Genomic DNA, 23,634 nt, shown 5'->3' with positions numbered 1-23,634 from the left:
ACTCGAATTATCTAGGGTATAGCTAGAGAACAACGTTCCGGCGTTAAATTAGGGTGGGGGGGTTACAGCAGATCGCGCAGGCTGTAAACAATGGCGGAAATAGCGATCAGTCCCATGAGGGTGACAAAGACGTTGCTAATGTGGCCGCTGTATTTTTTCATCGCTGGGACTTTCTGGATGGCGTACATCGGCATCAGGAACAGCAGGCACGCGATAATTGGGCCGCCCAAAGTTTCGATCATACCCAGAATGCTTGGGTTCAGCGTCGCGACAATCCAGGTGGTGATCAGCATGAACAGTGAAGTGATACGGTTCAGTTTGGTGCTGGAGATGGTTTTTCCTCTGCTGCGCAGGGATTTCACGATCATGCCGTTAAAGCCTTCACCCGCACCCAGATAGTGGCCCAGAAAGGATTTAGAGATCGCGATGGTCGCAATTACTGGGGCCAGATAGCCGATTACCGGGCTATTAAAATGGTTCGCCAGATAGGACAGAATAGAAATGTTTTGTGTTTTTGCTTCCATCAGCTCGGTTGGAGAAAGGCTCAGTACGCAGCTGAAAACGAAGAACATCACCGTCAACACCATCATAATGTGGCTGTAAGACAGAATGCGTGAGCATTTCTTCTCTGCATCATCACCATATTCTTTGCGTTTGGCAACGGCGAAAGAGGAGATGATTGGCGAGTGGTTGAAGGAGAAAACCATCACCGGAATAGCCAGCCATAATGTCGCCAACAGACCGTTACCCGTTACGCTGGAACTCAGAGAAATGTTTTCAAAAACAGAGGTATTCCAGTTCGGAATTAAATAAAGCGCCAGCAACATCAGTACGGCAACAAAAGGGTAAACCAGAACACTCATTGCTTTAACGATCATCGCTTCACCGAAGCGGACAATAAACATCAACCCGAGGATCAATATTAATGACAGCGCAGCACGCGGCGGAGAAGGTAAATGCAATTGGTGAGTAATAAAGCTATCTACCGTATTGGTGATAGCGACGCTATAAACTAATAGGATCGGATAAATAGCGAAAAAATAAAGCAAAGTGATTAATTTACCCGCACCAACGCCGAAATGTTCTTCAACGACTTCGGTAATATCTTCGCCACCTTTCTTGCCGGATAATACAAAGCGGCATAATGCACGGTGAGAATAATACGTCATCGGAAAGGCAATCAGTGCCATGATAATTAACGGAATTAAACCACCAATGCCAGCATTGATGGGTAAGAATAACACGCCCGCACCGATGGCCGTGCCATAGAGGCCGAGCATCCAGACGGTGTCGCTTTTACGCCATCCTGAAGCCTGTTCTAACACGTGGCTGCTATCTTGAATTGTGCTCATTTACTGGTTTCTCCTCGGTGAACACATTAATACCCATCATACTGGGGTATAAAAATTACAGTATCGGCAACTTGCCGTTACAGAGTTTAAAAAACGAAAAAGACATACTGCTAATTATGTCAACAGGTCAATACTGTTTTGTGGCGGCATTCTATATCGTGGTGGTCAGCGAATAATATTGAGGCGATCACAGAAATGAATTGACGGGGAATATTTTAATAAATTTTCGTGCAAATTAAAATATCAATATTGATACTTTATTTTAAGTATTTCTAACGGCTCGTTATTGATACTTTATTTAATTTCCGAGTGATAAATAATGAACAGTAAATAAAATAAAAGGTAGCTGAAATAATAAACGCAATTTTGCTGATGTCACGCGTAATGATGGTTTTTCTCTGTTAGGGGACGTATCGGTAATGATAGTTACCCGGCAGATCATAACCTGCCGGGTAACTGCCACCGATCTGTCAGGCGGTGAGTTTTTCTTCTGCCCACGCCAGACCGCTGTGGTATTCCTCTGGTAATAGAGGTGCCAGCGATTGCAGGGTGTGTTGCAATTGTGCGGTGTCCGACGACGGTAGATTGAGGTGTCCAACTTTGCGGCCAGGACGAACCTCTTTCTCATACCAGTGCAGATGTACCAGCGGCAGCGCCAGCCAGTCGATATTCACGTCAGTGCCGATCAGGTTGACCATCACCGACGGCGTTTCGACGACCGGTACCGGCAGCGGCAGATCCAGAATGGCGCGCAGATGGAGTTCAAACTGGCTGATCGACGCGCCATTTTGCGTCCAGTGTCCACTATTATGTACCCGTGGAGCCAACTCATTAATGAGCAGATGGTCGCCGACAATAAAGCATTCCATCGCCATCACGCCAACATAGCCTAGCGCATTCATAATCGCGGACAGCATCTGCTCAGCCTGCTGTTGCAATTGCGGATCAGGCTGAGGGAAAGCCACGCTGGTACGCAGAATGCCATCCTGATGCAGGTTATGGGTTAGCGGGTAGAACACGCATTTACCGTGCGTATTGCGGGCGCCAACCAGTGAGACTTCACCAGAAAAATTAATCCCTTGCTCAACAATACATTCACCGTAGCAGTCTGCGGGCAACGTCTGCTGCTCGCCGTTACGCAAGCGCCACTGCCCACGGCCGTCATAACCGCCGACGCGGCGTTTAACGATAGCGAGCTCACCTAATGAAGCAAAGACGTGTTGCCATTCATCGGCGCTGGCCAGCAATTGCCAGGGCGCGGTTGCCAGATTCAGCGAGTCCAGCAGCTGTTTTTGCGTCAGGCGATCGGCCAGACGTGGGAAAATATCACGGTTCGCAAACGCCGTGTGTTCAGCCAGTTCGCGGGTGAGGGCGGTTTCTGGCCAGCGTTCGATCTCAGCGGTAATCACACTGTTATGAAACGGAACCGATTCCGGCTCCGCATCCAGCCCAACGGGATAGACGGCAATCCCTAACGGTTCGCCTGCTTGACGGAGCATTCTGCCCAACTGACCATTGCCTAATACGCAGACCGGTTTCATGCCTCCTCCCGCGGATCGGGATGAGACAGCACATCATCCGTTTGCGCCTGACGCCAGTCTGCCAGACGAGCGGCGATACCATTATCATGTAGGGCGAGAATTTGTGCGGCCAGCAGAGCCGCATTCGCTGCGCCTGCCTTGCCGATTGCCAACGTGCCGACCGGGATACCACGCGGCATTTGAACGATGGAATACAGGCTGTCTACACCGCTCAGCGTTGAGCTTTGTACTGGCACGCCTAGCACAGGAACCAGCGTTTTCGCTGCCAGCATACCCGGTAGGTGTGCTGCGCCGCCTGCGCCAGCGATAATCACATCAAAACCATTTTGTGCCGCCTGCTCAGCGAAGCTGAACAGTTTATCCGGCGTCCGGTGTGCGGAAACGACTTCGGTATGAAAAGGAATGTTCAGCGTGGTGAGGATTTCCGCAGCAAACTGCATAGTGGCCCAGTCACTCTTTGAACCCATGACGATGGCAATTTTAGCCGGGGCAACGTTGGATGACATGCCTGTGACGCTCCTGTGATTGTACGTGTTCGTGACGCGGGTATACCAATATTGCGTCGGCCAGACGAGAGGGTCTGGCGTTGAGGGCGTAGAGCATATCACGCCATTATGGCGAGGAAAACGGTTGCGTATGCGGAAATACTGGGGAGATTAGGTGAGAGATTGTTAAGTCAATGGCAGAAAACGCATTAAAATGGGAAGGAAATCAGTTCGATATTTTGTGGCGTGACCTTAATCATCGAACCTTCCTCATGCCAGGCACCGAGAACGGCACGTCGGCCATAAGATTTGCCGAGATCAACCTGATGGATGGCTGGACGGTGTGTGTGGCCGTGGATCATCGTCTTCACCTGATAGTGCCGCAAGCGTTCAAGCACTTGCTCAGGATTCACATCCATAATCTGCTGAGACTTTTGCTGATTGGCCTGTTGGCTGCTGGCACGCATTTTAGCGGCTATCTTCAGACGCAGCGATAAAGGTAACAGCAGGAACAGTTGCTGAATGAACGGGTTGTGTACGCGGCGGCGAAATTTTTGATAGGCCGGATCGTCAGTACACAGGGTATCACCATGCAGAATGAGGATTTTTTGACCGTAGAGGTCAACGATATTTTCTGTCGGTAGCAGCGTCATTCCACTTTGTCTGGCGAAACGCTTGCCGATCAGAAAATCACGGTTACCGTGCACGAAGTAACAGGGAATGCCGAGCTGATGTAATGCATACAATTCAGCAGCGATGGTCGCATGCAGTGGTTGCGGATCGTCATCACCAATCCAGGCGTCGAAGAGGTCACCAAGAATGTAAAGCGCATCGGCATGAATCGCCTCATGGCGTAAAAAACGCAGAAAACCGGCGGTAATCGCCGGTTCATGAAGACTTAAATGCAGATCGGCAATAAACAGCGTTGCCATGCAGGCCGGATTATTCGCTGACCGTTACGTGGGTGATCACCACGTCTTCTTTCGGTACGTCTTGGTGCATGCCGCTGCGGCCGGTTGCAACGCCTTTGATTTTATCAACAACGTCCATACCTTCAGTCACTTCGGCGAATACGCAGTAGCCCCAACCATCGGCACGCTCTGAACGGAAGTTCAGGAAATCGTTATCAATGAGGTTGATAAAGAACTGGGCAGTAGCAGAATGTGGATCGTTGGTACGAGCCATCGCCAGCGTGCCACGGGTATTTTTCAGGCCATTGTTGGCTTCATTTTTGATTGTCGCATTGGTTTCTTTTTGATCCATGCCAGCAGCGAAGCCACCGCCCTGAATCATAAAACCATTAATCACGCGGTGAAAAATCGTGTTGTCATAAAAACCGCTGCGGCAGTAGTTCAGGAAGTTTTCTACAGTAACCGGCGCCTTGTCTGCAAACGTGTTAATAACGATATCGCCGTGGTTGGTATGAAGCGTAATCATAATAATGAACCCTAGATAGCCTTAGTGATAAGAGTGCAGTTCACAAAATACGGTGAACAACAAGAGCGCTGTTATAGCATAACTGGTCGATTGAGTCAGTATTTCGGTCTTTCTGCGCGTTTGCTGGCGGTTGGTGTGATGAAAAAGCCGTATAAAAATGTTTACTACTCATATTTAGGCAATCGTCGGGGAAAATGTACTGTGGTCAAGTATGCATCGATGATGGCTTAATCACGCAAAGCAGGCTTTTGAAAACAAATAAATTGATTAAATGCACAGTTAATGGTTAATTAATTTGAATGAGAATTTTGTTGCCCTAGATCAATGTTTTGCGTAATCAACGTATTCTTTTTTTTCAGCTCAGATTAATCTGAGAGTCATTCTTATTACCCATAAATACCTCTAAATGGATAGGTGGATCATGCTGGATAGTATTAATCGAGTATTAGATAAGCCCGATTTCGGCAAATTGTTCTTGCGCGTATCTTTCAGCGTTTTGATGTTGTTCCACGGGTGGCACAAGCTGCACGGCGGGATTGGTTTTATTGAGGGGATGTTGACTAATGCCGGACTCCCAGCCTTTGTGGGCTACGGTGTTTATGTCGGTGAGATCATCATACCAATCATGATGATTCTCGGCATTTTTACACGTCCTGCCGCACTGATCTTCTCTTTCACTATGTTTGTCGCGTCATTGCTGGTGCATTCTGGTGATTTCCTGTCTCTGGAAAAAACGGGTGCGTGGGCAGTTGAAGGCGCGGCTGTCTTCTTCTTTGCGGGTATCGCTATTGCCTTGCTCGGTAGCGGAAAATACTCAGTGATGTCGAATCCACGTTGGCGCTGATTGTTTTTGTCAGCAGGTTATTTTTTCGTCAGTAACGCCGATTGTGTGAAATGGCCCGGGAAATCCGGGCCATTTCATTTTTATCCTTTCTCGCTTATTCCCTCTTCTTAACCTTGCAATACAGTAGGGTTCAGGTTTCAATACGCCGTTGGGGTATAAACCCTGAATGTATTGATATTGCTGACGCTAACTGCCACTGTGATTGACCTATCGTGTGAACACGATGTTTTTGTGAACACCACTCTTGTGAAACCATTTTTTTGTGAAAACCATTTTTTATAAAAACACTGGAACGCCCTGATGCTAAAGATTTTTAATACGCTGAGTCGCCAAAAAGAGGAATTTAAACCCATCCACGCCGATCAGGTGGGAATGTATGTGTGTGGCATCACCGTTTATGACCTGTGTCATATCGGTCATGGACGTACTTTCGTGGCGTTTGATGTGGTGGCGCGGTATTTGCGGTATCTGGGGTATTCACTGAAATATGTGCGTAATATCACCGATATTGACGACAAAATTATTAAACGTGCAATCGAAAATGGGGAAACCAGTGACCAACTGACAACCCGCATGATTGCAGAGATGCATGCTGATTTTGATGCCTTGAATATCCTGCGTCCTGATGCTGAACCGCGTGCGACGCACCATATTACCGATATCATCGAAATGGTGGAAACGTTGATTACCCGTCGCCACGCCTATGTGGCGAGCAATGGCGATGTGATGTTCTCCGTTGATACTGCGTCGGGCTACGGTGTGCTGTCTCGTCAGGATCTCGATCAGTTACGGGCTGGCGCGCGTGTTGAAATTACAGAAGTGAAACGTAACCCGATGGACTTTGTGCTGTGGAAAATGTCCAAACCGGGTGAGCCTCACTGGTCTTCTCCGTGGGGAGAAGGGCGCCCCGGCTGGCACATCGAATGTTCAGCCATGAACTGCAAACAGCTGGGTGAGCACTTTGATATTCACGGCGGCGGTTCAGATTTGATGTTCCCGCACCACGAAAATGAGATTGCACAATCCTGCTGTGCACACGATGGCCCGTATGTGAATTACTGGATGCATTCCGGTATGGTGATGGTTGACCGCGAAAAGATGTCAAAGTCGCTCAACAATTTCTTCACCGTGCGTGACGTGCTGGCGTATTACGACCCTGAAACTGTGCGTTACTTCCTGATGTCAGGCCACTATCGTAGCCAGTTGAACTACAGTGAAGATAACCTGAAACAGGCGCGTGCGGCGTTAGAACGCCTGTATATCGCACTGCGCGGAACGGATCCCAGCGTTGAAGCGCACGGCGGTGACGAGTTTGAAGCGCGTTTCCACGACGCGATGGATGATGATTTCAACACGCCTGAAGCTTACTCGGTGCTATTTGATATGGCGCGCGAAGTTAACCGCCTGAAAGCGGAAGATGTGCAGGCGGCGAATCAACTGGCATCTACACTGCGTAAACTGTCTGGCGTGCTCGGCCTGCTGGAACAGGATCCTGAGCAGTTCCTGCAAAACGGTGCGCAGGTGAATGATGACGAAGTGAAAGAAATCGAAGCATTAATCCAACAGCGTAAAGATGCACGCGCGACCAAAGACTGGGCGCTGGCGGATCAGGCGCGCGATCGGTTGAATGAGATGGGGATCGTGCTGGAAGACGGCCCGCAGGGAACGATCTGGCGCCGTAAGTAGTAAATACCGTTTCTCTCAATAAACACATTTTCAGCTAATAAAAAGCCCGCGATTATTCTTCTGCGGGCTTTTTTTTCGGCATCATTGACGTTGTAAGGGCTACTCGGCGACAGTTACGGTCTCGCCGTTGAACTGAACGGTTTGCCCAGCGACGATTTTGCAGCGCTTGCGTGTTTCCGTCTGGCCGTCAACAGTTACGTCGCCTGCGGCGATAGCCAGTTTAGCCGTCGCTCCGCTTTCGCTCCAGCCCAGCAATTTCAAGAGATCGCACAGTTCAACGTACGGATGTTTTTCAAGATTAAAGGTTGCCATAAATTCCTGCTTATTCGTGTTTGACTCGCCAATTATTCGGCGTGGTCATGGTACTCTTCGCACGCCTGTAGCGTGTTTTGAATCAGTGTGGCAACAGTCATAGGGCCGACGCCGCCCGGTACAGGGCTGATATAAGACGCTCTTTCCTGCGCTGTTTCAAATTCTATATCGCCGACGACTTTACCGCTTTCCAGACGGTTGATACCCACGTCCAGCACGATTGCGCCTGGTTTAATCCATTCGCCAGGGATAAAGCCCGGTTTACCCACCGCGACAACCAGCAGGTCGGCGTTTTCAATATGGTGGCGCAGGTTTTTGGTGAAGCGGTGCGTGACGGTAGTAGTACAGCCCGCCAGCAACAGTTCCAGACTCATCGGACGGCCAACAATATTGGATGCGCCGACGACAACGGCATTCAGCCCAAAAGTATCGATATTATAACGCTCCAACAGCGTGATGATACCGCGTGGTGTACAGGCACGCAGCAGCGGCGCACGCTGGCACAGACGGCCCACGTTGTAAGGGTGGAAGCCATCAACATCTTTATCTGGGGCGATACGTTCGATCACTTTGGTGTTATCAATGCCTTCCGGCAGCGGGAGCTGAACCAGAATACCGTCAATCGTCTGGTCGGCGTTGAGCTGGTCGATAAGCGCTAACAGCTCTGATTCCGTTGTGGTGATGGGTAAATCATAAGAGCGGGAGATAAAGCCGACTTCTTCACATACCTTGCGCTTACTGGTGACATAAATCTGTGACGCTGGGTTCTCGCCAACCAGCACAACAGCCAGACCCGGTGCGCGTTTTCCTTCAGCCAAACGCTGCGTTACTCGTGCGGCAACTTCGTCTTTAACCTGCTGCGCAATCGTTTTACCATCAATAATCTTTGCTGCCATCTGAGATGAGACCCATCAATTGGAATACAGGGGGAGATGGCCGCTATTTTGTCAGAAGCTACGCGTGCTGTCAGGCATTGCGTCAACATTAATTCCAATTGTTCTCGCTATTCGCTGACCTCGAACCGGTTTTTACCACTATTTTTGGCGCGATACAGCGCGGCATCGGCAATATCAATAACGGATGCTGCTGTTGGTGGTGGGTTATCGACGCAGAACACATAGACACCGGCGCTAATGGTGACGATTTTCTCTGGGAACAGCGTCATTTCATGCGCGATTTTTTCCTCTCGCACTGAATTCAGCACGCGCTGAGCGAGCGTGGTGGCCCCTTGTTTATCCGTATCGGTAATGATGATGGCGAACTCCTCACCGCCATAGCGGGCGACTAAATCTTCTTTTCGCTTCGGCATTTTGCTCAGGGCGTTACCAATCTTGCGTAGGCACTCATCGCCGGCCACGTGCCCATAATGGTCGTTATATTTTTTGAAGGCGTCGACGTCGATCATGATCAGCGCCATACACTGCCGCGTTTCCGCAACCCGCAATAGGGTTTGTTGCAGGAAAATATCAAACTGGCGGCGGTTAGCTAAGCCTGTCAGGCCATCAAACAGCGCTAGCGTTTGTAAGGTGTGGTTAACCGATGTGAGCTCATCACGTACGATGGTTAAATCGATCTGATTTTTCAAATTCATACGAATCTGTCTCAGCACGATCAAACCGAGCAGGATAATAGTGAATAGCAGAGTTAAGGTAATGGCACCGTAAACCAGACTGTCCGATTTCCATTTACTAAGAACCAATCCAAGATCGAAACCTGCGGCGATGACGATGGGGTAACGCTTTAATTTTGTGTAGCCATAAATGCGTTCGACATGGTCGAGCGTGGAGACAAACGTTGCTGTTCCGCTTTCCGACTGTTTCAGGTGTTCTGAAAATAGCGGGCCGCTCGACACATTTCGGTTGATATAAGAGTCGTCGTAAGGACGGCCGTACAGAATCCGGCCGTCGGAAAGCAGAATGGCAAGCACGTCCATATTCCCCATGGAGTAGTAGCCATAATACTGTTTGAAATAGTTCAGCGAGAGGGTGGCGAGCAGCACTCCGCTAAAGCTCCCGTCTGGCTTATTGATACGCATCGAGACCGGAATGATCAGATCGCCGGTAGATCGGCTCTGAATCACGCTGCCGATGTGCATGGCCTGACTGACGTTATTCTGGTGATACTTGAAATATTCTCTGTCGGCGTTATTCGCATTTGCCGGTTTTGCTATCCCAGAGTTCACCAACCATTCGCCTTTGTCGTCATAAATGAAGATGCCATGCAACTGTGGCAGCGTTGCCTTACGGCTCCTTAAAATATCGCCTAATCGGTTCAATTGTACGGACGATTGACCATCCTGCTCGATACGCTCTTGTAAATCTTGCAGCAATATGTCGACTTGTAAAAAAGTATCTTCGGCATGGCGTGCCAGCGACAGCGACAGATTTTTGGCGTTTCGCTCTGTGGAATCGATAAGCTGTTGGTGAGAATTGAATACTGCCCATCCGTTCAGTGCCACTACCGCCGTGATGATGAATAGCATAAATATAATCATCAATTTTTGCAGTGGCATTTGATACTGGCTGGCTTTTTCGCTCATGCTGGCCTTCATCGTCCTTCTCATCCTTAGCCAAAGAAATGACTGATGATAAGTGTAGACGCTCTTGCCATTTGCGCCGCTATTGATGAGGTTGGCTTATGTTTTTTTCTGTATCTCATTTTCGTGCTGCGATTGAATAGTCTTTTTTGTTATCAACGACGATGTTAAATACGGGATCGGTTTTATCCAACTGTAAAAGTAAATGACAAAGCGTTGCTTCATGCAAAGCCTTGTATGTGGTTTGTTTTCAGGCTAATTATTTGAAAGCGTGACAGGGTGTAAAAAAAATTTTATTTATCATTAAATACGCTATGTTTAATTGGCGTTTAATCGGAGTTGCTAATGATAATGGTATGGTGTTTCTGACATTTCGACTGATGAGTAAGAGGTGCCTTCGTGAATGATGAGATCATTAATCTCGATGGCTTAGCAGGAAATAAATTGAAATGTAACACCTCTATTCAGATGGAAAAATAAAAAAGATACTGCGGCGAAATAGAATTGCAGCCAGTTATGAAATAAAGAGCCCTTCATGAAAATAGCGATTAGCGGAACGGGATATGTCGGTTTATCGAATGGATTATTATTAGCACAACAGCATCAGGTTGTGGCGTTGGATATTGTGGCAGAAAAAGTAGCGTTGCTAAATCAACGAAAATCGCCGTTTAATGACGCTGAGATTGAACGCTTTTTACAGCATGAAACGCTGAATTTCTCGGCTACGCTGGACAAGCATGAGGCGTATGCTGATGCGCAGTTTGTGATTATTGCTACGCCGACGGATTACGATCCGCAAACCAACTATTTCAATACCTCATCGGTAGAGGCGGTCATTCGTGACGTGCTGGCGATTAATCCGCAGGCGATTATGGTGATTAAATCGACGGTGCCTGTTGGCTTCACCGAGAAAATCAGCCAGCAGTTCGATACGGATAACATCATTTTTTCGCCCGAGTTTTTACGTGAAGGAAAGGCGCTGCACGACAATCTTTATCCGTCGCGGATTGTGGTGGGTGAGCGGTCTGAAAGAGCGAGATTCTTCGCTAACTTATTGATATATTGTGCGTTAAAGAAAGATATTCGCGTTCTTTTTACCGATCCGACAGAGGCGGAAGCGATAAAGTTGTTTGCGAATACCTTTCTGGCGATGCGCGTGGCCTACTTTAATGAGTTGGATAGCTACGCCGAATCGCTGGGGTTGAATACCCGGCAGATTATTGAAGGCGTGTGTCTCGATCCTCGTATTGGCGATTACTACAACAATCCGTCTTTCGGCTACGGCGGCTACTGCTTACCGAAAGATACTCGACAGCTTTTGGCCAATTATCGTACCGTGCCGAATAACCTGATCAAGGCTATCGTGGATGCTAACCATACGCGGAAAGATTTCATTGCCGATACGATTATCCGCCGCCACCCTAAAACTGTCGGTGTCCATCGCCTCATCATGAAAGCGGGGTCGGATAATTTTCGCTTTTCCTCCATTCAGGGCATTATGAAAAGGATAAAAGCGAAAGGAATCAATGTGGTGATTTATGAACCTGGGATTGATGATGATAACTTTTTAGATTTCCCGATCGTGCATCAACTCGACAGTTTCAAACAACAGTGTGACATTATTATTACCAATCGTTATGCCGATGAATTAAAAGATGTGATAGGGAAAGTCTATACGCGAGACTTATTCGGCGAGGATTGATTTCTTGTCGTAAATCAATAAATCGATATTTTTATTCGATATTGGACTATTCGTAAAAAGTTCACTTTTGCATTGTAATTAACTATGTCTTTTTTGTGGCTTCGCCATTTCGTGTGGCTTATCTATGATTTTATGATTATCGCAATAAATTAAGGTTGGCTTAAGGCTTCATTATTTAGACTACTGAATAATGATTTATCGCCATTATTTATTTTGGGAATACCTTATGACGGATTTTTTGCCTTTTTCCCGCCCGACCATGGGCGACGAGGAAATTGCTGCCGTGGCAGAAGTATTACGTTCTGGCTGGATAACCACGGGGCCGAAATGTCAGCAGTTAGAGCAGGCTTTTTGCCAGCAGTTTGGGTGCCGACAGGCGATTGCGGTTAGCTCCGCGACGGGCGGAATGCACGTTACGCTGATGGCGCTCGGCATTGGCCCCGGTGATGAGGTTATTACGCCGTCTCAGACCTGGGTTTCAACCGTCAATATCATCACGCTATTGGGTGCGGAACCGGTGATGGTGGATGTGGATCGGCATACGTTGATGGTGCGATCGCAGGATATTGAAGCTGCCATTACGTCGAGGACCAAAGCGATTATTCCCGTGCATTACGCCGGTGCGCCTACCGATCTGGATGCGCTGCGCGCACTCAGTGAACGCTATGGCATTCCGCTCATTGAGGATGCGGCGCATGCCGTCGGTACGCAATACCGTGGTGAGTGGATTGGTGCGCGTGGAACCGCCATTTTCTCGTTTCACGCGATTAAAAATATCACCTGTGCGGAAGGTGGCATGGTGGTGACGGATGACGAAGCACTCGCCGAGCGTATACGCAGTCTGAAATTTCACGGGCTGGGTGTGGATGCGTTTGACAGGCAGTTACAGGGGCGCAAGCCGCAGGCCGAAGTGGTGACGCCGGGGTTTAAATACAATCTGGCGGATATCAATGCGGCTATTGCGCTGGTCCAACTGGATAAACTCCCTGCGATCAACGCCCGCCGTCAGCAGCTTGCCGCGCGTTATCTCACTCAGTTGCACTCGCTGCCGCTTCAGCCGCTGGCTGTCCCTGACTATCCCCATTTGCACGCCTGGCACCTGTTTATGGTGCGCGTGGACGAAACGCAGTGCGGTATTTCACGCGATGATCTGATGGCGGCGCTGCAAACACATGGCATTGGCACCGGGCTGCATTTCAGAGCGGTGCATACGCAGAAATATTACCGTGAGCGCTACCCGCATTTGCACCTGCAGGAAACGGAGTGGAATTCGGCGTCGCTCATGACGCTGCCGCTGTTCCCCGATATGCAAGACAGCGATGTCGATCGCGTCGTCGCGGCGTTAACCTCGATTCTGGAGTCTGTTCGTGATTGATGACATCAAAAATGTTTCTGTTGTGATTCCCGTTTATAACGAAGAAGAGAGCCTACCGGTGCTGATTGAACGCACGCTGGCGGCTTGTCGGAAGATCGGTAAACCCTGGGAAATTATTCTGGTTGATGACGGCAGCAACGATCGTTCAGCGGAACTGTTAACCGAGGCGGCGAGCGACCCGGAAAAGCACATTATCGCCGTGTTGCTGAATCGCAACTATGGCCAGCATTCGGCCATCATGGCCGGATTCCAGCAGGCAGTAGGCGATGTGGTGATTACGCTGGATGCTGATTTGCAGAACCCGCCGGAGGAAATCCCGCGGCTGGTGGAGTATGCGTCGCAAGGGTATGACGTGGTTGGCACCGTGCGGGCAAATCGACAGGATTCGCTGTTTCGCAAACTGGCCTCGAAAACCATCAATATGATGATTCGCCGCTCAACGGGGAAATCCATGGCGGATTACGGCTGCATGTTGCGTGCTTATCGCCGCCACATTGTCAGCGCGATGCTGCGCTGCCACGAACGCAGCACCTTTATTCCTATCCTTGCCAACACGTTCGCACGAAAAACCATCGAGATCGACGTGTTGCACGCCGAGCGGGAGTTTGGCACGTCCAAATACAGCTTTCTGAAGCTGATTAATCTGATGTACGACCTGCTGACCTGCCTGACGACGACGCCGCTGCGTATTCTCAGCCTGATTGGTAGCGTCGTCGCGCTGTCGGGTTTCCTGCTGGCACTGCTGTTGATTGGCTTGCGTCTGTTTTTCGGCGCGGAGTGGGCGGCAGAGGGCGTGTTCACGCTGTTTGCTGTGCTGTTCATGTTTATCGGCGCGCAGTTCGTTGGGATGGGGCTATTGGGCGAATACATTGGTCGTATCTATACCGATGTGCGTGCCCGTCCACGCTATTTTGTGCAAAAGACAGTGAGTGCGGCAACGCCACTGACCACCAGTTTACGGGATGAAGAAGAATGAAAGCGATAGTATTTGCCTACCATGATATCGGCTGTGTGGGTCTTGAAGCGTTAGCGTTAGCGGGCTATGAGATTCAGGCGGTGTTCACGCACAGCGATGCTCCGGGCGAGAACCACTTCTACGCCTCGGTGGCGAAAACGGCTGCCGGGATGGATGTTCCGGTATTTGCACCAGAAGATATTAACCATCCGCTCTGGGTGAATCGTATTCGGGAACTGGCACCCGATGTTATTTTTTCTTTCTATTACCGCACGATATTAAGCGATGACATTCTTCAGTTACCGTCGTTTGGCGCATTTAATCTGCACGGCTCACTGCTGCCGCGCTACCGTGGGCGAGCTCCCGTTAACTGGGTGTTGGTGAACGGAGAAACGCAAACGGGCGTTACGCTGCACAAGATGGTTTCCCGTGCTGATGCGGGTGATATCGTCGCGCAGTCTGTGGTGGCGATTGACGATGAAGATACCGCGCTGACTTTGCATGGAAAATGTCGTACCGCCGCAGCCACTTTGCTGGCGCAGCAGTTACCGCTGATTCGCTCGCGTGAGATTGCGCTGACGCCACAGGATGACAGCCAGGCCAGCTATTTCGGTCGTCGCACGGCCGCAGATGGTCTGATCGACTGGCAAAAAAGCGCCCATGAGATCAACAACCTGATTCGCGCGGTGACGGAACCCTATCCGGGGGCGTTTACGTTTCTCGGTGAGCGCAAGGTGATTATCTGGCGCGCCCGTGTGGTTAAAAACAACCGTGTGAACGTTAATCATCCACATGGCGGTGATGCGGGATCGATTATTTCGACTTCGCCGCTGGTGGTGTCCTGTGGTGAAGACGCGCTTGAGATCGTCAGCGGACAGAGTGAAGCCGGGCTGTATATGTCGGGTAGCCGACTGGCGGCGGAAATGGGCATGGTGCCACAGGCGCGGCTGGGTAACCTCGCCAGCCGTGTGCAACGACGCCGCACGCGTGTGCTGATCCTCGGTGTGAACGGTTTTATCGGTAACCACCTGACCGAGCGCCTGCTGCGCGACGATCGCTATGAGATCTACGGGCTGGACATCAGCTCTGATGCCATCGCGCGTTTTCTTGGCGATCCGCGTTTCCATTTTGTGGAAGGTGATATCAGCATTCATAACGAATGGATCGAATACCACATCAAGAAATGCGATGTCATTCTGCCGCTGGTAGCGATTGCAACGCCTATCGAATACACCCGTAACCCGCTGCGCGTATTCGAGCTGGATTTCGAAGAGAATCTGAAAATTGTGCGCGACTGCGTACGCTACAACAAACGCATCGTTTTCCCGTCTACCTCAGAAGTGTACGGCATGTGTGACGACAAAGAGTTTGATGAAGACACCTCACGCTTGATTGTCGGGCCGATCAACAAGCAGCGCTGGATCTACTCCGTATCCAAGCAACTGCTGGATCGGGTGATCTGGGCGTACGGCGCCAAAAACGGCCTGCGCTTCACGCTGTTCCGTCCGTTTAACTGGATGGGGCCACGTCTGGACACGCTGGACGCCGCGCGGATCGGCAGCTCGCGTGCCATTACTCAACTGATCCTCAATCTGGTGGAAGGATCGCCGATCAAGCTGGTGGACGGCGGGGCGCAGAAACGCTGCTTTACCGATATTCACGACGGCATTGAAGCGCTATTTCGCGTTATCGAAAATCGCAACGGTCAGTGTGACGGGCAGATTATCAATATCGGCAATCCGCATAATGAAGCCAGCATCCGCGAACTGGGCGAAATGCTGCTCACCAGCTTTAATGCTCACCCGTTACGTGACCGTTTCCCGCCGTTTGCCGGATTTATTGACGTGGAAAGCAGCAGCTATTACGGCAAAGGCTATCAGGATGTGGCGCACCGCACGCCGAGCATTCGCAACGCCAAACGCCTGCTGGAATGGGAACCGACGGTGAAGATGGAGCAAACCGTCGCGGAAACGTTGGACTATTTTCTGCGTACCGTTGACGTCCCGCACACCGCTGATGCCACGGATACGCAGGGATGACGCGCGTTGGCCTGCGAATTGATGTCGATACCTGGCGCGGTACGCGGGACGGCGTACCCGCGCTGCTGAAGGTGCTGGCGGAGTTTGATATCCAGGCGAGTTTCTTTTTTAGCGTCGGGCCGGACAACATGGGGCGTCACCTGTGGCGTCTGCTGCGCCCACGTTTCTTATGGAAGATGCTGCGCTCCAACGCGGCCTCGCTCTACGGCTGGGATATCTTGCTGGCTGGCACGGCGTGGCCGGGGCGTCATATCGGCGCACGGTTTGGCTCGTTAATCCGCCAGACGCACGACGCCGGGCATGAAGTGGGGCTACATTCCTGGGATCATCACGGCTGGCAGGCGAATGTCGCCCGCTGGTCGGATGCGCAGCTGGCAGCGCAGTTCCATGAAGGCATGGATGCGTTAACGCAGATTCTGCCATCGCCAGTGCGCTGCTCCGCCGTAGCGGGCTGGCGAGCTGATGCACGCGTCGTTGAAATGAAGCAGCGCTGGAATCTGGACTATAACAGTGACTGTCGCGGCACCCAGCCTTTTCGGCCACGACTGAAAAATGGGGGGCTTGGCACGACGCAGATCCCCGTAACGCTGCCGACCTATGATGAGGTTATTGGTGAGCGCGTGAGTGACGGCGAATTCAACGACTTTATTCTCGACGCAATCGAGCAGGATCGGGGCGTGCCGGTGTATACCATTCACGCAGAGGTTGAAGGAGGCGCGAAATTGGCGCTGTTCCGTCAGTTACTGCTTCTTGCCCGTCAGCGGCACATCGAATTTTGTCCACTTTCCTCGTTACTGCCTGATGATTCGACTACGTTGCCCGTCGGGCGGATTGAACGCGCGCCGTTTCCCGGACGGGAAGGGTGGCTTGGCGTGCAAACGGAAGAATAAATAAAGCAGGAGACAGCATGGAAAAAAGCATGATCAAGCTGAAAAGTACTGTGATAGTGGTGTTGTTTGCTTTGCTCTACCTGCTGCCGCTTAACGGTCGCTGGCTGTGGTCGCCGGATGAAACTCGCTATGCCGAAATCAGCCGTGAGATGCTTCAGCGCGGCGATTGGATTGTGCCGCATTTGCTGGATATTCGCTATTTTGAGAAACCTGTCGCGGGCTACTGGCTGAATAACATGAGCCAGTGGTTACTAGGTCATACCAATTTTTCCGTGCGCTTTGCCTCGGTGTTTTCTACTGCGCTGAGTGCGCTGCTGGTATTTTGGCTAGCGATGATGCTGTGGAAAAACCAGCGCACGGCGCTGCTGGCGGCGACGATCTATCTGACGTCACTCCTTGTTTATGGCATTGGTACTTACAGTGTGCTCGATCCGATGGTGACGCTCTGGATGACAGCGGCGCTGTTCAGCCATGCGATGATTCTACGGGCAAAACTGACGCGTGAACGGCTGTTGGCCTGGGGGTTGATGGGGTTAGCCTGCGGTATGGGGTTCATGACCAAAGGCTTTCTGGCGCTGGCGTTGCCGGTGATCAGCGTGCTGCCCGTGGCGCTGGCGCAAAAGCGTATCAAGGAACTGCTGCTGTTCGGGCCGTTGGCGATTGTTGTCGCGGTGCTGCTGAGTGCGCCGTGGGCGCTGGCGGTGCACGCACGAGAAGCTGATTACTGGCATTACTTTTTTTGGATTGAACATATCCAGCGTTTTGCTGAAGACGATGCGCAGCATAAGGCACCGTTCTGGTATTACCTGCCGTTTCTGATTGTGGGGACATTCCCCTGGCTGGCGCTGTTGCCGGGCGCGTTACGCAGCGGTTGGACTGAACGGAAAGTGAACCCAGAGCGGTTCTTCTTGCTGTGTTGGATGGTGATGCCGCTGCTGTTTTTCAGCATCGCCAAAGGTAAGTTGTTGACCTACATTCTGCCGTGCTTTGCACCACTGGCGCTGCTGATGGCGGCGTGGATTTCCGGACTGGCCCCCGTAGTGCGCGAGCGTCTATTGCGCATCAATAGCTGGCTCAATATTGTTTTTGGCGGCGTGTTGGGGCTTGCGGTTGCCGCGCTTGGCCTTGGCATCATCGTGCCGCATTTCTATCAACCGGGAGAAGGCCTTACCATCATATCGGGAATCGTCTGCTTTATCGGTTGGATAGCCTTTGCTGCTGTTAGCTTGAGGAAACAGCAGACGTGGGGCTATCTGGTGGCGGGCTGTCCGCTCTTTCTGGCGCTGCTCGTTGGCGGGAGTATTCCGGCGAGTGTGGTTGATTCCAAGAATCCCCAAACCTTTATTCGTAGCCACCAGCCGTTGCTTGAAGACAGCCGCTATGTGCTTAGCGACGAAGTGGGGCTGGCTGCCGGACTGGCGTGGGAACTGAAGCGCAGTGATATCACCTTATTTAAGGCGCGTGGCGAACTGAACTATGGGCTGGACTATGCTGATGCTGCCGATCGCTTTGTGGATGAGGGCGCTTTCCCCGCTTGGCTTGCCGATAAACGACGTAGCGGAAATGTCGCGCTGGTGCTGAAGACCGACAGAGACAGTGATGACGAATATCGTAATCTGCCCGCCCCTAATCAGTTGAGAAAATCGCACCGCTATGTGCTGCTGTTTTATAAGCAGGTCGTGCCATGAGTTATTTATTGGTTGCCATCGTCTGTCTGTTGACCAGCTTAGGGCAACTGTGCCAGAAACAGGCGGCAGAATGCTGGCGGCGTTTGCCCGTGGCTCAGCGTCAACGGGTGACGTTCGGATGGCTGATGTTGGCGGCATTGCTGCTGGGTATTGGGCTGCTGCTGTGGCTTTTGGTTTTGCAACATCTCCCGCTCGGCGTGGCGTACCCGTTGCTGAGCATCAATTTTGTTCTGGTTACGCTGCTGGCGCACTATGGGTTTGGCGAACGCGTGGATAGGCATCACTGGTGGGGCATTGCGCTGATTGTCATCGGTATCTATCTGATGCAGGGGGAGTGATGACGAACAAGGGATATTTTTGGGTCGTTGCCAGCCTCGTGTTGGCTAGTGCCGCCCAGGTATTAATGAAAAGCGGGATGCTGGCGCTGCCGAGCATTTCCATGACGCACTGGCCATCGCTCAGCACGCTGATGGCGGGCTGGCCTGTTGTCGCGGTGCTGGTCGGGATTATCTGCTACGGCCTGTCGATGGTGTGCTGGTTCATGGTGCTACGCTATTTACCGCTAAGCCGTGCCTACCCGCTGATTAGTCTGAGCTATGCGGTGGTCTACCTTGCTGCGGTTTTTCTGCCGTGGCTGAATGAACCGATGAGCCTGCGTAAAAACCTCGGCGTTCTGATTATTCTTCTCGGGGTTTGGCTGGTTAGCCGCGACGCACAGGCGACGAAGTAAACCGCCTGTGCTTGTGCCTGCGAGGGATATTATTGACTGAAAACGTGTGCGGCACCGTTCACGCTTAGGCTAACCTGTTGGCCGACGATGAAAGCGGCGTGACTGACGGTTTTAAGTTCAATGACATCGGCTTCTGCGTTGTGGATGCGTAGCGTCAGTGTAGAGACGAAGCCGGAAAACTCGACGTTGCGGATAGTGGCACGCATATGTGCCGTGCTCGTTATCTCGGTATCCTGAATCGTTATCTGCTCCGGCCTGAGCATGATTCTTACTCGACCGTTTGCCGTTGGGCGATCTACTGCGATGCGCCCAAGCAGGCAGTCAGCCTTACCACCGTCAATCTGTGCATTGAGAATCAGCGTTTCACCGAGGAAAGTGGCGATGTCTTCACTGTTGGGCTGGTGGTAGAGCGCCCAGGGGGAACCCGATTGCGACAGTTGACCCTCACGCATGACGACCACCCTATCGGCAAAAGACAGCGCTTCCCCCTGATCGTGTGTCACCAGAATCGAAGCCACGTTAGCCTGCTGCAATACGTCCATTACCGCCTTACGGGTGGCGGCACGCAGTCCGGTGTCCAGCGCGGAAAACGGTTCATCCAGCAGCATCAACGCAGGGCGCTGCGCCAGCGCGCGGGCCAGTGCGACACGCTGCTGTTGACCACCGGAAATTTCATGCGGTGAGTGTTTCTGTAAATGCGTGGGAAGCGAAACCAGCGCCATCAATTCATCTACGCGTTTTTGTTTTTCCGCTTTCGAGCCTTTGAGCCCAAAGGCGATGTTGTCCGCGATGCAGAGATGCGGAAACAGCGCGCCGTCCTGCGGGACATAGCCAATTCTGCGCTGATGGGCAGGGACGGAGAACCCGTTATCGCAGAGCGTTTGGCCGTTTAGCGTAATGACGCCGGTATCCGGTGTTTCGAACCCGGCAATCAGGCGCAGCAGGGTGGTTTTCCCTGAACCGGATGGGCCGACAATCGCCGTGCGACGGCTGTTTTCTAACGTTAAATGAATGTCAGACAGCACGGTGCGTCCGTTAAAGCTTTTACTGACGCGATGAAGTTCCAACATGATTATCGCCCCGCTATTTTTTGTGATTGCGTGTAGAGAAACCAGGTCCACGGCAGCGACAGTAAGACCAGAATAAGCGCGTAGGGTGCCGCCGCAGGATAATCGATCTCACTGGTTAGCGCCCAAAACCCGGTCGCCAGCGTGCGCGTGCCGTTGGGTGCCAGCAGCAGCGTGGCGGTTAGCTCGTTGATGATCGCCAAAAAAACAAGCGTTGCCCCCGTGGCGACGCCGGGCGCCGCCAGCCGGATGGTCACGGTCATTAGCGTCTGTAAGGGTGAACGTCCCAGACTGGCCGCGACCTGTTCCAACTCCACCGGTGCCTGTGCTATTCCTGCGCGCAGGTTAACCAGCGCCCGTGGCATGAACATCAACAGATAAGCCAGCAGCACGGTGAACTCAGTCTGGTAGAGCGGTCTGATGGCGTGAATCGTGGTAGTTACCAGCGCCAGCGCGACGACGATACCCGGCAGAGAACTGGTGATGTAATTGCACCCTTCCAAAAACCGATACAGGCGATTAGGGTGGCGGATGGTCAGCCAGGCCATCGGGATCGCTGCCAGCGTCGTCAGCACAGCACCGCTCAGCGCCAGCGTCATGGTCTGGCGAAACGCATCAAGCAACTCACGCCGTTGCCACACTTCCCAGCCGCCAAAACCTAGCCAGCGAAACAGCGTAATAAAAGGCACGCCGAGCGTCAGCAGCACCAGCGTTGTCAGTAACAGCAGCGCCAGCGAGAGAGAAAGTGGTGACAAGCAAATCGGTGTGACAACCTGCGGCGCGCCGGAACCCACGTGAGCATAGCGCGTGACGCCACGCACGCGGGCATCCGCACACAGCAGAAACAGGCACAGCAACGCCAGTACACCGGCCAGCATGTTGGCTGCTGGGCCATTAAACGTTGACTGAAACTGATCGAAGATTGCGGTGGTAAAGGTATCGAAGCGGATCATGGCGAACAGGCCATACTCCGCCAACAGATGCAGAGCGATCAGCAGCAACCCGCCGCCGATGGCCAGTTTTAACTGCGGCAACACCACGCGGAAAAATACGGTAATAGGTGGCACGCCCAGCGTAGCCGCGACATCTTCCAGCGCGGGGTTAAGACGCCGAAGCGTCGCCGCGCAGGGTAAATAAAGAAACGGTAAATAGGCGACGACGGATAAAAATACGCCAGCCGGTAAGCCATGCAGACCGGGGGCGGTACTGATCCAAGCATAGCTTTGTACAAATGCGGGAATCGCCAGTGGCGCGGTGAGCAACAGGGACCACAGGCGTCGAGCGGGCAGGGTGGTTCGTTCCGTCAGCCAGGCTAACAGCACGCCCAGAATCGTACAAATCGGCAGCGTCAGGACAACCAGCAGCACCGTATTTGTCAGAAGCTCGCCAACGCGTGGGCGGAATAACAAGGCACGAGCCGTTTCCCAGCCGGTATCAATACTTACGCCAATCACAAAGCCCAGCGGGACAAAGCCCAGCAGGGATAATACCAGAGCGACGATCGCAAGCAACGCGACAGGCTTGCGTAATGGCGGAGAGGAGGCGGTGGAGGTCGTGGTTTCGCTGTAGCTAACGTTTGTCATGCTGCCTGCAGTTGCCTCGTCAGGACGATATTCTTAGACGGTGAAGCCGCGTTGAGCGGCCATTCTTATGATAATTCGTCAGGGCGAAAATGCCCTGACGAAGGCGCTATCATTACAATCTATTCGCTACAATCTATCCGTTACAACAAGCCAGCCTGCGTCATCAGATCTACGACTTTTTTGCTGTTGAGCTTGGCGGCATCAACTTTTGGTGCGTCCAGATCTTTCAGCGGAACCAATTTGTCGTTTGAGAGCGCATTGACGCCAACCGCATATTCAAACGCATCGTTGGTGCGCAAGATTTCCTGACCGGGTTTGCCCGTGATCCATTTGATAAAGGCCTGAGCGTCTTTCGCATGTTTACTGGATGCCAGCACGCCGCCACCGGAAATGCTGACAAACGCGCCCGGATCCTTGTGCTTGAAGTAGTACAGCTGGGTGTTGTTACTGTTTTCGCCGGTTTTAGCCTGATCGACAAAACGGTAATAGTGGAAGATCACGCCGCTATCAATCTGGCCCGCGTTCACCGCTTTCATTACCGTGCTGTTACCTTTGTAGGCAGTGAAGTTCTCTTTCATGCCTTTCAGCCATTCCTGCGTGGCTTTCTCACCTTTCTGCTCTAGATAGGCGCTGACGATGGCCTGAAAATCCGCACCGGACGGAGATGCGGCCCAGCGGCCTTTCCATTCAGGCTTCGCCAGATCGGCTAAGGATTTCGGTAGTTGTGCATCGGTAAATTTGGTCGGGTTGTAGACAAATACGGTAGAGCGCGCGGCAATCCCTACCCAGCGCCCGTGGGACGGACGATAATCAGGTGCTACCTGAGCAAGGGTGGCTTTGTCCAACGGAGCAAAGAGGTCGGCATTATCGACAAGCACCATCGACGGTGAGTTTTCGGTCAGAAACACATCGGCAGGGGACGATTTTCCTTCCTGCACAAGTTGGTTGCCCAATTCGGTGTCGCTGCCGCTGCGTAACGTCACCTTGATGCCCGTTTCTTTGGTAAAACCGTCAACCCAGGATTTCACCAGGTTTTCATGTTGGGCATTGTAAATCACAATCCCTTCATCGTTTTCTGCTGCATTTGCCGATGCGCTGAGAGTCAGGCCGGAAGCTAATAAAACGGCAGAACTCAGTAATCCAAAACCAAGCTTCATATTATTTACCCTTATCAATACCTGTCGTGTTTGCGTATTGCTGACCTACATGGGTGCCCCCGCGTTGCTCATAATAGCCAGGCTATTTAGCGACACAGGCCGAGATGTAGTGGCAGTCGGAAAAGAATTCTACATATCGATAATAATAATGATAGTTATTATTATTTCGCTTTCTTAAGGTTAAATTAAGGTTCCGGTGAATGTGACGTTTCGGTTATGACTTTATTTCAGCGCGTGTCACGGTGTGAAATTGTA

General features: G+C 51.7%; 21 protein-coding genes. 10 read left to right on the top strand and 11 right to left on the bottom strand.

The window, feature by feature from the left end; genetic code table 11:
- Positions 1-62: 62 nt before the first annotated feature.
- The 5 genes from DCX48_06685 to DCX48_06665 all read right to left on the bottom strand — a co-directional run bounded on the left by DCX48_06685 (position 63) and on the right by DCX48_06665 (position 4,815).
- Positions 63-1,352, bottom strand: coding sequence for an HAAAP family serine/threonine permease (locus DCX48_06685; GenBank protein ID QXE14225.1), 1,290 nt, complete (start codon positions 1,350-1,352; stop codon positions 63-65).
- A gap of 470 nt (positions 1,353-1,822) precedes the next feature.
- Positions 1,823-2,893: a 5-(carboxyamino)imidazole ribonucleotide synthase gene (locus DCX48_06680; protein ID QXE14224.1), complete on the bottom strand. Its 1,071-nt coding sequence runs from the start codon at positions 2,891-2,893 to the stop codon at positions 1,823-1,825.
- On the bottom strand, positions 2,890-3,399 hold the full coding sequence (purE, locus tag DCX48_06675) for a 5-(carboxyamino)imidazole ribonucleotide mutase (GenBank protein QXE14223.1): 510 nt from the start codon (positions 3,397-3,399) through the stop codon (positions 2,890-2,892). Before purE ends, DCX48_06680 begins: the two co-directional genes overlap by 4 nt.
- Positions 3,400-3,587: 188 nt before the next feature.
- Positions 3,588-4,310: a UDP-2,3-diacylglucosamine diphosphatase gene (lpxH, locus tag DCX48_06670; protein QXE14222.1), complete on the bottom strand. Its 723-nt coding sequence runs from the start codon at positions 4,308-4,310 to the stop codon at positions 3,588-3,590.
- Between the two features lie 10 nt (positions 4,311-4,320).
- Complete coding sequence (locus DCX48_06665) at positions 4,321-4,815, bottom strand: peptidylprolyl isomerase B (GenBank protein ID QXE14221.1); 495 nt, start codon at positions 4,813-4,815, stop codon at positions 4,321-4,323.
- 421 nt (positions 4,816-5,236) lie between these two features.
- Here DCX48_06665 and DCX48_06660 point away from each other — a divergent pair, with 421 nt between their 5' ends.
- Together DCX48_06660 and cysS are read left to right on the top strand one after the other, a co-directional pair.
- Positions 5,237-5,659 (top strand): DoxX family protein, encoded by a 423-nt coding sequence (locus tag DCX48_06660; protein QXE14220.1) that lies wholly within the window; start codon positions 5,237-5,239, stop codon positions 5,657-5,659.
- A gap of 300 nt (positions 5,660-5,959) precedes the next feature.
- Complete coding sequence (gene cysS, locus DCX48_06655) at positions 5,960-7,345, top strand: cysteine--tRNA ligase (protein QXE14219.1); 1,386 nt, start codon at positions 5,960-5,962, stop codon at positions 7,343-7,345.
- A gap of 99 nt (positions 7,346-7,444) precedes the next feature.
- On the opposite strand, the gene ybcJ is transcribed toward cysS, so the two are convergent.
- The 3 genes from ybcJ to DCX48_06640 all read right to left on the bottom strand — a co-directional run bounded on the left by ybcJ (position 7,445) and on the right by DCX48_06640 (position 10,208).
- On the bottom strand, positions 7,445-7,657 hold the full coding sequence (gene ybcJ / locus DCX48_06650; protein ID QXE14218.1) for a ribosome-associated protein YbcJ: 213 nt from the start codon (positions 7,655-7,657) through the stop codon (positions 7,445-7,447).
- A gap of 32 nt (positions 7,658-7,689) precedes the next feature.
- On the bottom strand, positions 7,690-8,553 hold the full coding sequence (folD, locus tag DCX48_06645; GenBank protein ID QXE14217.1) for a bifunctional methylenetetrahydrofolate dehydrogenase/methenyltetrahydrofolate cyclohydrolase FolD: 864 nt from the start codon (positions 8,551-8,553) through the stop codon (positions 7,690-7,692).
- 107 nt (positions 8,554-8,660) lie between these two features.
- Entirely contained in the window at positions 8,661-10,208 is a 1,548-nt protein-coding gene (locus DCX48_06640; GenBank protein QXE14216.1) for a GGDEF domain-containing protein, read from the bottom strand.
- A gap of 520 nt (positions 10,209-10,728) precedes the next feature.
- Here DCX48_06640 and DCX48_06635 point away from each other — a divergent pair.
- From DCX48_06635 to arnF, 8 genes are all read left to right on the top strand, one after another.
- Entirely contained in the window at positions 10,729-11,895 is a 1,167-nt protein-coding gene (locus DCX48_06635; GenBank protein ID QXE14215.1) for a nucleotide sugar dehydrogenase, read from the top strand.
- A 226-nt stretch (positions 11,896-12,121) separates the two neighbouring features.
- A complete protein-coding gene (locus tag DCX48_06630; GenBank protein ID QXE14214.1) occupies positions 12,122-13,270 on the top strand; it encodes a UDP-4-amino-4-deoxy-L-arabinose aminotransferase in 1,149 nt (382 codons plus the stop codon).
- Positions 13,263-14,246 (top strand): undecaprenyl-phosphate 4-deoxy-4-formamido-L-arabinose transferase, encoded by a 984-nt coding sequence (locus DCX48_06625; GenBank protein QXE14213.1) that lies wholly within the window; start codon positions 13,263-13,265, stop codon positions 14,244-14,246. The genes DCX48_06630 and DCX48_06625 overlap by 8 nt, the downstream gene beginning before the upstream one ends.
- Complete coding sequence (arnA, locus tag DCX48_06620; GenBank protein ID QXE14212.1) at positions 14,243-16,264, top strand: bifunctional UDP-4-amino-4-deoxy-L-arabinose formyltransferase/UDP-glucuronic acid oxidase ArnA; 2,022 nt, start codon at positions 14,243-14,245, stop codon at positions 16,262-16,264. The genes DCX48_06625 and arnA overlap by 4 nt, the downstream gene beginning before the upstream one ends.
- Complete coding sequence (locus DCX48_06615; GenBank protein QXE14211.1) at positions 16,261-17,154, top strand: 4-deoxy-4-formamido-L-arabinose-phosphoundecaprenol deformylase; 894 nt, start codon at positions 16,261-16,263, stop codon at positions 17,152-17,154. Before arnA ends, DCX48_06615 begins: the two co-directional genes overlap by 4 nt.
- A gap of 17 nt (positions 17,155-17,171) precedes the next feature.
- Positions 17,172-18,842, top strand: a complete 1,671-nt coding sequence (locus DCX48_06610; GenBank protein QXE14210.1) for a lipid IV(A) 4-amino-4-deoxy-L-arabinosyltransferase — start codon at positions 17,172-17,174, stop codon at positions 18,840-18,842.
- Positions 18,839-19,180, top strand: coding sequence for a 4-amino-4-deoxy-L-arabinose-phosphoundecaprenol flippase subunit ArnE (locus DCX48_06605; protein ID QXE14209.1), 342 nt, complete (start codon positions 18,839-18,841; stop codon positions 19,178-19,180). Before DCX48_06610 ends, DCX48_06605 begins: the two co-directional genes overlap by 4 nt.
- Positions 19,180-19,572 (top strand): 4-amino-4-deoxy-L-arabinose-phosphoundecaprenol flippase subunit ArnF, encoded by a 393-nt coding sequence (gene arnF / locus DCX48_06600; protein ID QXE14208.1) that lies wholly within the window; start codon positions 19,180-19,182, stop codon positions 19,570-19,572. The genes DCX48_06605 and arnF overlap by 1 nt, the downstream gene beginning before the upstream one ends.
- 29 nt (positions 19,573-19,601) lie before the next feature.
- Here the strand turns inward: arnF and DCX48_06595 are convergent, their stop codons facing one another.
- The 3 genes from DCX48_06595 to DCX48_06585 form a co-directional block, all read right to left on the bottom strand.
- Positions 19,602-20,642, bottom strand: a complete 1,041-nt coding sequence (locus DCX48_06595) for a Fe(3+) ions import ATP-binding protein FbpC 2 (GenBank protein QXE14207.1) — start codon at positions 20,640-20,642, stop codon at positions 19,602-19,604.
- Positions 20,643-20,644: 2 nt separating this feature from the next.
- A complete protein-coding gene (locus DCX48_06590) occupies positions 20,645-22,222 on the bottom strand; it encodes an iron ABC transporter permease (GenBank protein ID QXE14206.1) in 1,578 nt (525 codons plus the stop codon).
- A 140-nt stretch (positions 22,223-22,362) separates the two neighbouring features.
- Positions 22,363-23,379 carry an iron ABC transporter substrate-binding protein gene (locus DCX48_06585; GenBank protein ID QXE14205.1) on the bottom strand — a complete coding sequence of 339 codons (1,017 nt, stop codon included), beginning with the start codon at positions 23,377-23,379 and terminating at the stop codon, positions 22,363-22,365.
- Positions 23,380-23,634 lie beyond the last annotated feature (255 nt).

This window comes from Pectobacterium atrosepticum (assembly GCA_019056595.1).
Classification (GTDB): Bacteria; Pseudomonadota; Gammaproteobacteria; order Enterobacterales; family Enterobacteriaceae; genus Pectobacterium; species Pectobacterium atrosepticum.
Note: the sequence above shows the minus strand (reverse complement) of the source record. Positions and strands in the feature narration are given on the sequence as shown.